The sequence below is a fragment of the Thermostichus sp. OS-CIW-31 genome (assembly GCF_054060305.1).
The window spans coordinates 1-12,731 of the sequence record NZ_JBSSDA010000036.1 but is presented as its reverse complement, the minus strand read 5'-3'; the positions used below and the strand labels follow the sequence as shown (position 1 = coordinate 12,731).

Sequence of the window (12,731 nt, the reverse complement as noted above, 5' to 3'; positions counted from 1 at the left end):
ACCAGCCTAGAGGTTCGGGCCTGTTTTGTTCTCTGGTAGAGCAGAGCAGGCTCAGGGCTACTGAAAGCCCGCTCCGTACCGCTTAGCGGTCGGAGTCGGGTAGTTTACCTGCTGCTGGAGAGGCTGCTGGGGCCGGCCATAATGGGAAAACGCCATCCTGGCTGTGGCGGAATCCTTTGCGAGAGCTTGCCTGCATCCATGCTGGAACACGACATTGTCATCATCGGGGGAGGGCTGGCCGGTTGCCGAGCGGCTTTGGAGGTTATGCGACGGGATCCCAGCCTCGACCTGGCCTTGGTGTCCAAAACCCATCCCATTCGCAGCCACTCGGTAGCAGCCCAAGGGGGCATTGCCGCCGCCTTACAAAATGTTGATCCGCAAGATTCCTGGGAGGCTCATGCCTTCGATACCGTCAAGGGATCCGATTACCTAGCGGATCAAGATGCGGTGGAGATTCTGGCCCGGGAAGCTCCTGAAGTGATCATCGACCTAGAACACTTGGGGGTCTTGTTCTCCCGCCTGCCGGATGGCCGCATTGCCCAGCGGGCCTTTGGGGGACACAGCCACCCGCGCACCTGTTATGCCGCCGACAAAACCGGGCACGCCATTTTGCACGAGTTGGTGAGCAACCTCAAGCGTTTTGGGGTCAAGCTCTACAGCGAATGGTATGTGCTGGATCTGATCCTGGAGGACAACCAAGCCCAGGGCGTGGTGATGTTGGAGCAGGCCAGCGGGCGGCTGGAGGTGGTGCGGGCCAAGGCGGTTATGTTGGCTACAGGCGGCTATGGGCGCATCTACAACTCCACGTCCAACGACTTTGCTTCCACCGGCGATGGCATGGCGATGGTGGCGCGGGCCGGCCTGCCTCTGCAAGATATGGAGTTTGTGCAGTTTCATCCCACGGGCCTGTATCCGGTGGGGGTGTTGATCTCAGAGGCAGTGCGCGGAGAGGGGGCCTATCTGATCAATGGGAAGGGGGAGCGCTTTATGGCCGCCTATGCCCCCAGCCAGATGGAGTTGGCCCCACGGGATATCACGTCGCGGGCAATTGTCACGGAGGTGCGGGCCGGGCGCGGTATTGACGGCAAAGATTTTGTCTACTTGGATCTGCGGCATCTGGGGGCAGAAAAGATCCACACTCGGCTGCCCTTCTGTTGGGAGGAGGCCCATCGCCACTTGGGCATCGATGCGGTTGTCGATCCCATTCCGGTGCGACCGACGGTGCACTACTGCATGGGCGGGATCCCGGTGACGGTGGAGGGGCAGGTACTGCGGGATGCCCAAACCCGTGTGGAAGGGCTGTTCGCTGCCGGTGAAACGGCCTGTGTTTCGGTGCATGGGGCTAACCGGCTGGGCAGCAACTCTCTCCTGGAGTGCGTTGTTTTCGGGCGGCGCACAGGGGCAGCCATGGTAGAGGCCGTCAGAGGTCGAGCCTTGCCGAAAGTGGACGAGGGATCCCTACTCAAACAGGCCGCCAGCCGGATTGCCGGGCTCCTGGAACGATCAGGGAAGAGCCGCATTGATCAGGTGCGGCGGCAATTTCAAGATTGCATGACCGAGCATTGTGGGGTCTACCGCACCGAATCGGTTCTCCAAGAGGGGATCCAAAAATGGCAGCAGATCCGCCAGCGTTACGAGCGGGATTTGCATTTGGACGATCGGGGCAAGGTGTGGAACACCGAGCTGATCGAAGCGCTGGAGCTGGACAACCTCATGACGGTGGGGGCTTTGATCCTCGCCAGCGCCCTGGAACGGCGGGAAAGCCGTGGCTCCCACGCGCGGGAAGATTACCCCCAACGGGATGATCAACGGTTTTTACAACACACCTTGGCCGCTTTTCGGGAGGGATCCCCGCAGATCAGCTATCGCCCCGTGGTGATCACCCGGTTTCCCCCTCAGGAGCGAAAATACTAACTTTCCAGAGGCATCCCAGGCCGATTAGGATTGCTCTATCGTTCCCGTTAGCAGGATGGAGCCCCTTTCAAAATTATCCAATATCTAGGGATTCCATCTTCGCCAGCTTGAAATCTCGTCTACTGCCGGAGGGCCAGCCATGCAAGAAACCCTGGAGAAAGCAGCCGTCGCCCTGCAAGCGGAGCTGAATCTGGAGCCTTTTTGGATGCCCTTTACGGCCAATCGGCAATTTAAGGCCAACCCGCGCCTGTTGGTGGCCGCCCGAGACATGTATTACACCAGCCACGATGGACGCCAAATCCTAGATGGGACTGCCGGGCTGTGGTGTGTGAATGCCGGCCACTGCCGCCCCCCAATTGTGGAAGCGATCCAACAGCAGGTGGCCCAACTGGACTACGCCCCAGCTTTTCAGATGGGCCATCCCAAAGCCTTTCTACTGGCGGAGCAGCTCATCCAGCTCACCCCTGCCGGACTGGATCACGTTTTTTTCACCAACTCTGGCTCTGAGGCGGTGGATACGGCCTTGAAAATGGCCATCGCCTACCACCGGATACGCGGACAGGGATCCCGGCAGCGGCTGATTGGCCGGGAACGGGGCTACCACGGCGTTGGCTTTGGGGGCATCTCGGTCGGGGGCATCTCCAACAACCGCAAGTTTTTTGGCAGCCTCATTCCCGGAGTGGATCACCTACCCCACACCCACAACCTGGAGCAAAACGCCTTTAGCCGCGGCCTGCCTCGCTGGGGATCCCACTTGGCAGAAGACTTGGAGCGGATCGTCGCTCTCCACGATGCCAGCACGATTGCAGCGGTGATCGTAGAGCCGGTTGCCGGTTCAACGGGGGTGTTGCTGCCGCCGGTGGGCTATTTGGAAAAGCTGCGGGCCATTTGCGACAAATACGGCATTCTGCTCATCTTCGATGAGGTGATCACCGGCTTTGGGCGTCTGGGATCCCCTTTTGCGGCCAACTATTTCGGAGTGGTGCCGGATCTGATTTGCTGTGCCAAGGGCCTCACCAATGGCACCATCCCGATGGGCGCAGTGATCGTCAAGCAAGAGATCTACAGCGCCTTCATGGAGGCTGCTGGTTCCGCTGATGACCTGCACCGTCCAGGGGACAACAGCAGGACGCTGTCCTGGAGCCCCATCGAGTTTTTCCACGGCTACACCTACTCCGGCCACCCAGTTGCCAGTGCCGCCGGCTTGGCCACCCTGAACCTGTATCGAGAAGAAGGCCTGTTCGAGCGGGCTGCCAGCCTTGCCCCCCTCTGGGAAGAGGCTCTCCATTCCCTACGGGGCTTGCCTCATGTCATCGATGTGCGCAACCTCGGCTTGGTGGGGGCAATTGAATTGGAAGGGATCCCTGGCCGACCGACAGCGCGGGCTTTTGAAGCGTTTTTGCGCTGCTACGAGCGGGGGGTATTGATTCGCACCACAGGCGATATCATCGCTCTCTCCCCACCTTTGATTATCCAGGAAACCCACATTGAACGCTTAGTCACCACTTTGAAGCAAGTTCTTCAAGAGCTACCTTAGCCCTGAGCATCGACAGGAGAAACGGATCGAGGGAGTTAGGAGCTTCTCGGGCTGGGCGTCGGCGAAGGACTGGGACGGGGAGAGGGACTGGGGCTAGGCGAAGGCGACACCGAAGGAAAAGGATTAGGGGTGCCGGTCGGCGTTGGCGAAGGGGAGGGACTGGGCGCGGGCAACACCCGCAAGGGAGCTTTGGCCGAAGCGATTCGGCCCTGGGTATCCGCCACCATTGCCGTCACTTCATAATCCCCGGTGGGAGCAGAAGCAGGAATGGTAATGGGGATGGTGCCGATGCAGGTTTTGCTGTTGGGCTGACAGCCGACGGCAGCGGCAGTGAAATCAAAGGTGAGGGTGAGGGGGCTTTGCCGGATTTCCACCCGGAAACTGATGCCGGCCCCCAAACCCGCAGGAGTCGTAACGGCCACCAGCACGTTGAAGGGTACTGTCTGTCGCGCGTCCGTCAGGGCCACCACGGCAATCGAAGGCGGCTCTGCTGCAAAGGAAGCAGTGGGAGAGGGGCTGGGAGTGGGGAAAGGATTCAAGAGGGGAGTGGGGGTCGGGGTAGGCAGAGGGGTGGGCGGCGGCGTAGGGACAGGACTGGGGATGAGGAAAGGAGTGGGCGTTGGAGCCACCACCGCTATCGGCGTGATGGTAACCGCAGGCTGTTCGCCGGCATCTTCTTGGCAAGCCACAAGTGACAACGACAGAAGAGCGGCTACACTGGCCCTTATTACAGAGGAGGCTGCTAACGTCCAGCTCTGACGGAACCTATGGGGCTGCTGTCTCATGGGGTTTGACTCCTCACAACACAAAGCTTTGGGATCCTGCCGGTTCTAGGAGAGCCGAGCTTCGGTGGCATTCAACTCAAAAACCCGGCCAACCTGCTTCTCAGCCACAGCAGCGCTTACACGCTGCTAACACTATAGATAGAGCATTAGTTTTTTGCAAACCCCACCTGTGGACTCCCCCTTTGGGGGTGAAGCCAGATAGAGGGGAATGACCTGGGCCGAGTTAGACTGGTAAGCGTGACAGCAAGACGAGGATCCATGGCAGCAAGGGCGGGAGCAGAACCATCTTCTGGCTGTGGAGAAGCAGAGGGGCAGACTGCCGTTGGCGTTGATGCCCTGTACCCCTCAGAAAACATCAGCGGGGCGGGGTATGCCCGGGAAGAGCTGCAAGAGGCTTGCGGGGTCTTTGGCATCCTGGCTCCAGGAGAGGAGGTGGCCAAGCTGGCCTACTTTGGCCTATTTGCCTTGCAGCATCGCGGCCAAGAATCGGCAGGGATCGCCACTTTTGAGGGATCCTTTTGCCGGGTTCACAAGGCGATGGGCTTGGTCTCCCAGGTCTTCGATGAAGTGAACTTGGCCCAACTGACCGGGGATCTGGCGGTTGGTCACACCCGCTACTCCACCACTGGATCCAGCCGCGTGGCCAATGCTCAGCCGGTGATCGTGGAGACTCGCCTGGGGCCGCTGGCTCTGGCCCACAACGGCAATTTGGTCAATGCGGAAGAGCTGCGGAAGGAACTGGAGGCCGCCGACCGGCACCTAACCAGCAGCACCGACTCCGAGTGTATTGCCCACGCCATTGCCCAGGCGGTGAACCAAGGTCAAGATTGGATCGCGGCCACTTGCCAAGCTTTGCGCCGCTGTCAGGGGGCTTTTAGTCTGGTGATCGGCACGCCAGAGGGCCTGATCGGGGCACGGGATCCCTATGGGGTGCGTCCGCTGGTGTTGGGGCTTTTGAGCAGCAACCCCGCTCTGGATGAGCTGCTGCAGTCAGAGATGCTGGAGATCATCTGCAGCGACGGCACCCTCAGCCACCCCGAGGCCGAGCCGCTGCATTACGTGTTGGCTTCAGAAACCTGTGCTTTGGATATCATTGGGGCCGACCCTCTGCGGCAGGTGGAGCCGGGAGAGTTGGTGTGGATCAGCCGTCAGGGGCTGCAATCGGTGCGTTGGGCGGAGGCCACCCCCAAGTTGTGCATCTTCGAGATGATCTACTTCGCCCGCCCAGACAGTTGGATGCACGGGGAAAGCCTCTACTCCTACCGGGTGCGGCTGGGAGAACAACTGGCCAAGGAGGCTCCGGCAGAGGCCGACTGGGTGATCTCCGTTCCCGATTCCGGCACGCCGGCGGCCATTGGCTATGCTCGCCAATTGGGGATCCCTTACACCGAAGGGCTGATCAAAAATCGCTACGTGGGCCGCACCTTTATTCAGCCCACCCAATCCATGCGGGAGCGGGGCATTCGCATGAAGCTCAACCCCCTGGAGGATGTGCTGGGGGGGAAGCGGATTGTTATTGTGGACGACTCAATTGTGCGGGGCACCACCAGCCAGAAAATCGTCAAGGCCCTGCGCCAGGCGGGGGCTACCCAGGTCCACATGCGCATTTCCAGCCCCCCGGTCACCCATCCCTGCTTCTACGGCATCGATACCGATAGCCAGGATCAGTTGATTGCTGCCCAGCATTCCGTAGAGGAAATCGCCGAGAAGATTGGAGTGGATTCTTTGGCCTACCTGAGCTGGGAAGGCATGCTGGCTGCCACGGGCCGGGATCCCAACTCGTTCTGCTCCGCTTGCTTTACCGGCCACTACCCCATCCCCATCCCAGAAGGGCTGAAGCGCTCCAAGCTGGCCCTGGAACTGGTGGCTACTGGCAAGAGCCGCTAGGCTGCTCAGGGATCCCCGCTAGACTGAGAAGAAGAATTGCTTGGGGCAAGCCATGACTTTTCGCCTACGCCAATTGGGGGATCCCATCCTGACGCAAGTGGCCGAGCCGGTGACGGAGTTCAAAACGCCGGCCTTGCAGGATCTTATAGAAGGTATGCTGGCTACCCTGAAAGAGGCGCAGGGGGTGGGCTTGGCTGCTCCTCAGGTGGGATCCCTGCTCCAAGTGCTGATCGTGGCCTCTCGTCCCAATCCCCGCTACCCGGAAGCGCCGCAAATGCAGCCTTTGGTGATGGTTAACCCCCGTCTGCTGGCTTGCAGTTCTGACCAGGTGCTGGGTTGGGAAGGCTGCTTGAGTGTGCCCAATTGCCGTGGTCTGGTGGCCCGCGCTCGCGAAGTGGAGGTGGAGTATTACACTCCAGAAGGCGTTCAGCAAAGGGTGGTCTGGCAGGATTTTCCGGCGCGGATCTTTCAGCACGAATACGATCACCTGATGGGTCGGGTGTTCCTGCAGCGGCAGCCTCGGCAACTGCTTACCGAAGCCCAGTACCAAGCCCAGATTTTGGGTCAGCCCGCCTGAGGGATCCCACCATGCCCTACATGGTTATCTACGACGGCCTCTGCAACCTCTGTGCCACCGGTGTTCAGCTCTTGGAGCGACTGGATCGCGGACAGCAGTTTTGCTACGCCCCCATGCAAGATGCTTCTACCCTGGCCCAATGGGGGATCCCACCGGAGCAGGTGGAGCTGGGGATGATTCTCATCGATCTGGAGCACCCAGAGCGCCGCTGGCAGGGATCCGCTGCCATTGAACAAATTGCCGCCCTCTTGCCCAGCGGATCCCTGTGGCTGGCCCTCTACCACAACCTTCCCGGCCTCAAGCTTTTGGGAGACTGGAGCTATGCCCAGATCCGGGATCACCGCTACGAGTGGTTTGGCCGCCGTGACACCCTTTATCTACCGGCTGTCTGTGAGCGCTGCCGGGATCCCTTGGCAGAAAAGGACTGAAGCTCTTTTTCTGTAAACTGCAATACTTATCTGCCTGGCCCAAGGGATCCCTTTGCCAAGTTTGAATTCCTATCCTCAAAGCTGGCACGTTTGAAAGGTTGAAGTTGAACATATTAGCATATCGAAATATTAGTATATCGAAGAATACCTTCCCGGTGAGAACTCCCCAAGTCTGACCTTGTCTTTATCCAGGGCCAAAGTAAAAATAGAAACGAAGTTAGCCGACAGGGAGTGGGCTGTGGCTACAACTGGATATGGAAAGACTAAAGCTGAAGGAGTTGCCGGCAGTTCAGGAGCCGTTCAGCTAGTCCTTAGGAGTGGCCATCCTTATGGGGGAAACGGGACTGTTGGAAGCTTTGGTGAAAAAAGCAGAAAGATTCTTCTACAGACAACGCAGCAGCATCTGGATTGGCAGGTGCAGTTTGCAGTTTGGAAGACCTTACTAAGCTCTGGCATACCTCAACTGGTGCAAGTAGCAAAAACCTATCAAGTTCCCCTGCGTCCGGTTGGAGACATCCGAGAACGATATAGAGCCGGCGAGCGGGACTTTCGCTGGGCAGATCTGAGGAGGGCCAACCTCAGCGGGCTAAACCTAAGGGGGGTGGACTTAAGCGGGGCCAGCTTGAGTCGAGCGAGACTGGGCCAGGTCAATCTAAGCCACGCCAGCCTGGTTGGAGCCAACCTCAGTCAGGCAGACCTCAGTGGTGCAGACTTGAGGGGAGCCGACTTAAGCGGAGCCAACTTGATGGGGGCCAATCTCATTGGGGCCAACCTGCGGGGAGCCAATCTAGCAGACGCCAACTTGAAGTGGGTCGTCATTTCCCGCGAAACGCAAATTGACCGCAAGTGGCAACTGATCTGGGAAATTGTCAACGGCCACGCCCAGGGGAAAAATCTAGCTCAGGCAGACTTGAGCGGGGCGAACTTGAGCTGGGCAAATCTGAGCGGGCTCAACCTCACCGGCGTGAACTTGGTGGGAGCCGACCTGAGAGGGGCTAACCTCTGCGGCGCAGACTTAAAGTGGGCAGAGTTGAGCAAAGCCAATCTGAGCCAGGCGGATCTGAGGGGGGCCAATCTAAACCAAGCAGATCTCAGCGGCGCAGACCTAAGCGCTGCCAACCTCAGTGGCGCCAGCTTGATCAAGACCGAACTAGCCAAGGCTAAACTCGTGGGGGCCAAGTTGACACAGGCCAAGCTCATCGGAGCCAGGCTGAGGCGGGCTAAACTGAACGGCGCAGATCTAAGGGGGGCTAGCCTCATCGGGGCCGACCTCGGCGAAGCCAAACTGGGCAAGACAAGCCTAAACTTGCCTATCTTGAGAGGGGCGGTGATTTCTGCAGAGGACAGCCCGGAGAGTCGCTGGTGGTTAATTATTCTCCATGCTTGCGCCCATTCGCAGGAGCTGAGCCGGACGGACTTGAGAGAGGCGGACTTGAGAAAGGCCAACCTTAGCCAGGCAGACCTCAGGGGGGTAAGGCTCAGCGGAGCCAACCTAAGCCGGGCTTACTTGATTGGGGCAGATCTGAGCGAGGCCAACCTAGGTGGAGCCAATCTGAAGAGGGCCAAGCTGGGTGGGGCCAACCTAACCCAAGCCGATCTCAGTGGAACCCAGCTCAGTAGGGCTTATCTGGGCAGAGCCAACCTAAGCGGCGCCGACCTGAGAGGGGCAAATCTGGAGCTGGCCAATCTGCAACGAGTGATCCTTTCTCCTGAAACCCAGATCGAGGCCAAGTGGCGGCTGGTGTGGGAGATCGTCAACGGTCACGCCTCCAAGAGAAACTTGAGTGGAGCTGACCTGAGCGGCGCCAACCTGAACTGGACTAACCTGAGCGGGGCGAAACTGGTCGGTGCAAACTTGAGGGGAGCCAGCCTAGTTGGAACCGGACTGAGGGGGGCTGACCTCAGCCGGGCCAACCTCAGCGGATCCAATCTCAGTTGGGCCGACCTAAGCTACACCAGCCTGGAAGGATCCAACCTAGACCATGCCAAGGTAGGAGGCGCAAATCTCCAGGGCGCAAGACTTGATTTTCAGTGGAAGTTGACCTGGCTCTCCCTTTGGTTCAAAAGTTTGGCGAGCGTCTGGTTTGGTTACCGCGATGTCCCTCGCCTGCTTCCTCCTGCTACCTCGGATCCCCACCGGCATCCTCTAGCCAAGGGAAACTAATGGTTGGCTCCCTCAATTTCTTTGGTTAGGGCCACGCGGCTTTGTGCCCTAGCAAAACTTTTCAAGCCAAGAGGACTGCTCTAGGATAAAGCATGTTCTTCTGAGGAGAATCCCCACAGTGTCGCACTTCACCAGCATCAAGGTTCAGTTCAAAAATAAAGAGATCCTGAAAGGCGCTTTGGTTGCCCAAGGTCACGAGGTCTTGGAAAACACTTATGTCCGGGGGTATGGAGGGAACCGTGTCCAGGCAGATCTGGTGGTTAGGCGCAGCAACGGCTACGACATTGGCTTTCGCCAACGGGGGGACAGCCTGGAGATGATTGCCGACTTTTGGGGAACGGGAGTCAGCGCTGAGGCTTTCTTAGCGCCAATCCGCCAAGCCTATACCCGCGAGCAGCTTCTTGCGACGGCCGCGGAGAAGGGATTTACGGTAGAGTCGGAATCTGTGGATGAAAAAGGGCAGATCAGGATTGTGTTGGGGCGCTGGGCTTGAGGAGGCATTATGGCGGAATATCAACAGGTTGAATACATCATCGACAAAGATGGCAACGTGATTGAGCGCGTGCTCAATGTCAAAGGCAAGGGCTGCCTTGAACTAACTGAGGAAATAGAAAGGGCATTGGGCACAGTTCAAAAAAGGGAACTGTTGCCTGAATATGACCAGGTACCAGTCATAGAAGAAGATGTCCAGCGTCAGGTGGAGCGTCTATGAATGCCCCAAACCCCTTTCTTGATCCCCTGTCTAGTTTAACCAAAGGGATCCAAAAGACTCTGGCTAGGATTCCATTTTGGAGTCGTAACTCTGAAATGAAAAGTCATGATGCCCTGCTGCGCAATCTCATGCAGGCTGCCGGTATCTCAACCTGGCGAGAGCTTCGACAAAAGGCCAAACTGAGTCGAGGAGCCCTAAATGCCCTGAGAACTGGACAGGCCGAAAAGCTGAAGTTAGCCGATCTCAATCGAGCGGCCAGCATTTTGCAAGTACCCTTGCCGAACCTTATTCAGGATTTTAGCGGAATTGAGCTAGCATCGGAGTCTGTAGAAACGGCTCAGGAATTGCAGCGGCTGCACAAACAGCTAGAACAGCAGGAAGGGCAATTGCGCCATCAAATCCGCGCCGAACTGGTGGAAAAGCTCAAGCCTCTTTTGGTGCAATATCCTACCCTGCAGCAGGTTGTGCAGAGGCGACCGGATTACCCCGCGCAGCAAGTCTTGGCTTTGCTGACCTGTCTGGGCAACTTGTTGGAAGACTGGCAGTTGGAAACCATTGGCCAGGTGTGGCAACAGGTGGCCTATGACCCAGAAAGCCACCAGCCCGATGAAGAGGATATCCAGGCGGGAGAGCCGGTCTACGTTCGCTTTGTGGGCTATCGACTTAGGGATCAAGTTTTAGTTCGAGCCAAAGTCAGTCGCACTCTACCTTCCTTGGCAGCATGACGACCTTGGCTATTGATTTTGGCACTTCCAATACGGTGGTCTGTGCCTACCAAAACCAAAAACCCCTTGCAATCGATATACCAGGGATCACCCACCGCTACGACGGCAGCCCCCCTCTAATTCCCTCGGTTCTCTTTGTCGGCCAAAATCAGCAATTTTTGATTGGGGCACCTGCCCAGGCCAAACGGGATCCCAAGCGCCTATTCAAAGGCTTTAAGCGGGATCTCTCTCAACAATTCCAGCCGGCTCCAACCTATGTGGATGGACAGGCCTACACAGCCCAAGAGGCCACGCGGATCTTTCTGCAGCAGCTTCTTGCCAAACTCCAGGCAGAGGGCTGGCAGCCCGATAAGGTGATCTTGACCGTGCCGGTGGGAGCCTACGAGGGCTATTTGCACAACCTGCAAGAGGTGTTTGGCTCCCTAGGGATCCAACAGGTCGTGTTCCTCGACGAGTCCACCGCGGCTGCTTTGGGCTACGGGATCCAGGAGCCGGGATCCCTGATTTTGGTGATCGATTTGGGGGGCGGAACTCTCGACCTCTCTTTGGTCAAAATCTTGAAGCCAGAGCAGGGCACTGCTTACCGAGCTGAGGTCATTGCCAAAACTGACCGGGCCTATGGCTGTGGCGGCGTCGATATCGATATCTGGATTGCCGAATGGGTGCTGGAGCAGTTGGGCCGCAAGCGACAGCAGGTCCCGGCCAGCAGCTTCCAGGTTCTGTGCGAGGTTGCCGAGCGGCTCAAGATCCGCCTCTCCAGCCATTCTCAGGCCAGCGAGGCCTGGCTGGATGAAGACTCCTTTGAGACCCACACTTTAACGCTTCAGCGCGAGCAACTCCAGGAGCTGTTGGAAGAGCGCGGCCTGCTGACGCGGCTGAGAGAAGCCATCGATGAGGTCATCGAGAAAGCCCACAATAAAGGGATCTCTAAACGAGATATCCACCAGGTGGTGTTGGTGGGTGGCACCAGCCTCATCCCAGGAGTGCAGCATCAGGTCATTAGCCTCTTTGGCCGCGACAAGGTCAAGTACCACAAGCCGTTTGAGGCAGTGGCCCACGGCGCTCTGGCCTTCACCCAGTTTGCCCGCCTTCAAGATCATCTCCGCCATACCTATGCCCTGCGGCTCTGGAATCCCTATTTGCAGGCGCCCGACTTTTTCCCTCTCTTTAAGAGCGGCACGGCTTATCCTGCCACGGTGGAACTGCCTCCCTTGCAGGCCAACGCCAATGGGCAAGGCCACATCAACCTGGTGGTTGGTGAGATGGCCGAGGAAGGGGCAACTGAGGTTGTTTACGATCCCGACGGTCGGATGCAGATCCGCAACAGCACCGCAGCTTCTAGCTTTCGTCCCCTTGGGATCCACAACCAGCTTTCCATTCCCCTCAAGCCGCTAGGGCGGGTGGGAGTGGATCGTTTGCAGGTCACCTTTGCCGTCGATGCCGGGCGAACTTTGCGGGTAACGGTAGTAGATTTGCAAACTCAAAAGACCCTTATGCAGCAGCAGGTGGTTGGAAGGTTAACTTGAGGTTAGGGATGGCGGAAAACTTTGATCCTGTTCTGGGTGGACAGCAACCAGCCGGATCCGATCCGGTCATGGGAGGCTTGGTGGGCATTGAGCAAGCCCTGGGCAGTCCGAATCCCAAGGTGAGAATCCAAGCAATCAAGGGTGCTCTGAGGTACGGATCCAGAGGGGCCGAGCTTGTTATCCAAGCCCTGCGAAATGATCCCAACTGGGAAGTGCAGTTTGCGGCTTGGGAGACGCTGCTGGAATCGAAGGATCCGCAGCAGGTGCAGGTGGCAAAGTCCCATCGACTTCCCCTCCGACAGGTTGGAGATGTCCGAGCAAGGTATAAAGCGGGAGAGCGGGATTTCCGCTGGGCCAACCTGAGCAGGGCTGACCTGATTAAGGCCAACCTGAGCCAGGCCAACCTGAGCCAGGCCAACCTGAGCCAGGCCGACCTGAGCCAGGCCAACCTGAGCAGGGCTGACCTGAGCGGGGCC

General features: G+C 58.2%; 12 protein-coding genes. 11 read left to right on the top strand and 1 reads right to left on the bottom strand.

The window, feature by feature from the left end:
* Window positions 1-198: 198 nt before the first annotated feature.
* Both ACVWY9_RS13840 and ACVWY9_RS13835 read left to right on the top strand, forming a co-directional pair.
* Window positions 199-1,914, top strand: coding sequence for a succinate dehydrogenase/fumarate reductase flavoprotein subunit (locus ACVWY9_RS13840; protein ID WP_457388990.1), 1,716 nt, complete (start codon window positions 199-201; stop codon window positions 1,912-1,914).
* Window positions 1,915-2,053: 139 nt separating this feature from the next.
* Window positions 2,054-3,451 (top strand): aminotransferase class III-fold pyridoxal phosphate-dependent enzyme, encoded by a 1,398-nt coding sequence (locus tag ACVWY9_RS13835; protein WP_457388988.1) that lies wholly within the window; start codon window positions 2,054-2,056, stop codon window positions 3,449-3,451.
* A gap of 35 nt (window positions 3,452-3,486) precedes the next feature.
* Here the strand turns inward: ACVWY9_RS13835 and ACVWY9_RS13830 are convergent, their stop codons facing one another.
* Complete coding sequence (locus ACVWY9_RS13830) at window positions 3,487-4,140, bottom strand: hypothetical protein (protein ID WP_457388986.1); 654 nt, start codon at window positions 4,138-4,140, stop codon at window positions 3,487-3,489.
* A gap of 354 nt (window positions 4,141-4,494) precedes the next feature.
* Between ACVWY9_RS13830 and purF the strand changes: the two genes are divergently transcribed.
* The 9 genes from purF to ACVWY9_RS13785 form a co-directional block, all read left to right on the top strand.
* Window positions 4,495-6,123 (top strand): amidophosphoribosyltransferase, encoded by a 1,629-nt coding sequence (gene purF / locus ACVWY9_RS13825; RefSeq protein WP_457388984.1) that lies wholly within the window; start codon window positions 4,495-4,497, stop codon window positions 6,121-6,123.
* 52 nt (window positions 6,124-6,175) lie between these two features.
* Window positions 6,176-6,700, top strand: a complete 525-nt coding sequence (gene def / locus ACVWY9_RS13820; protein WP_414330398.1) for a peptide deformylase — start codon at window positions 6,176-6,178, stop codon at window positions 6,698-6,700.
* A gap of 11 nt (window positions 6,701-6,711) precedes the next feature.
* Window positions 6,712-7,128 (top strand): thiol-disulfide oxidoreductase DCC family protein, encoded by a 417-nt coding sequence (locus ACVWY9_RS13815; protein ID WP_457388982.1) that lies wholly within the window; start codon window positions 6,712-6,714, stop codon window positions 7,126-7,128.
* A gap of 466 nt (window positions 7,129-7,594) precedes the next feature.
* Complete coding sequence (locus ACVWY9_RS13810) at window positions 7,595-9,292, top strand: pentapeptide repeat-containing protein (protein WP_414402588.1); 1,698 nt, start codon at window positions 7,595-7,597, stop codon at window positions 9,290-9,292.
* A gap of 118 nt (window positions 9,293-9,410) precedes the next feature.
* Window positions 9,411-9,785 carry a DUF1257 domain-containing protein gene (locus tag ACVWY9_RS13805; RefSeq protein ID WP_099812548.1) on the top strand — a complete coding sequence of 125 codons (375 nt, stop codon included), beginning with the start codon at window positions 9,411-9,413 and terminating at the stop codon, window positions 9,783-9,785.
* Between the two features lie 9 nt (window positions 9,786-9,794).
* Window positions 9,795-10,004 carry a DUF2997 domain-containing protein gene (locus ACVWY9_RS13800; protein WP_099812547.1) on the top strand — a complete coding sequence of 70 codons (210 nt, stop codon included), beginning with the start codon at window positions 9,795-9,797 and terminating at the stop codon, window positions 10,002-10,004.
* Between the two features lie 95 nt (window positions 10,005-10,099).
* Complete coding sequence (locus ACVWY9_RS13795; protein ID WP_168173627.1) at window positions 10,100-10,729, top strand: helix-turn-helix domain-containing protein; 630 nt, start codon at window positions 10,100-10,102, stop codon at window positions 10,727-10,729.
* Window positions 10,726-12,255, top strand: a complete 1,530-nt coding sequence (locus ACVWY9_RS13790; RefSeq protein ID WP_457388979.1) for an Hsp70 family protein — start codon at window positions 10,726-10,728, stop codon at window positions 12,253-12,255. Before ACVWY9_RS13795 ends, ACVWY9_RS13790 begins: the two co-directional genes overlap by 4 nt.
* A gap of 8 nt (window positions 12,256-12,263) precedes the next feature.
* Window positions 12,264-12,731 (top strand): pentapeptide repeat-containing protein (locus ACVWY9_RS13785; RefSeq protein ID WP_457388977.1); only part of this gene is annotated, 468 nt, incomplete at its 3' end.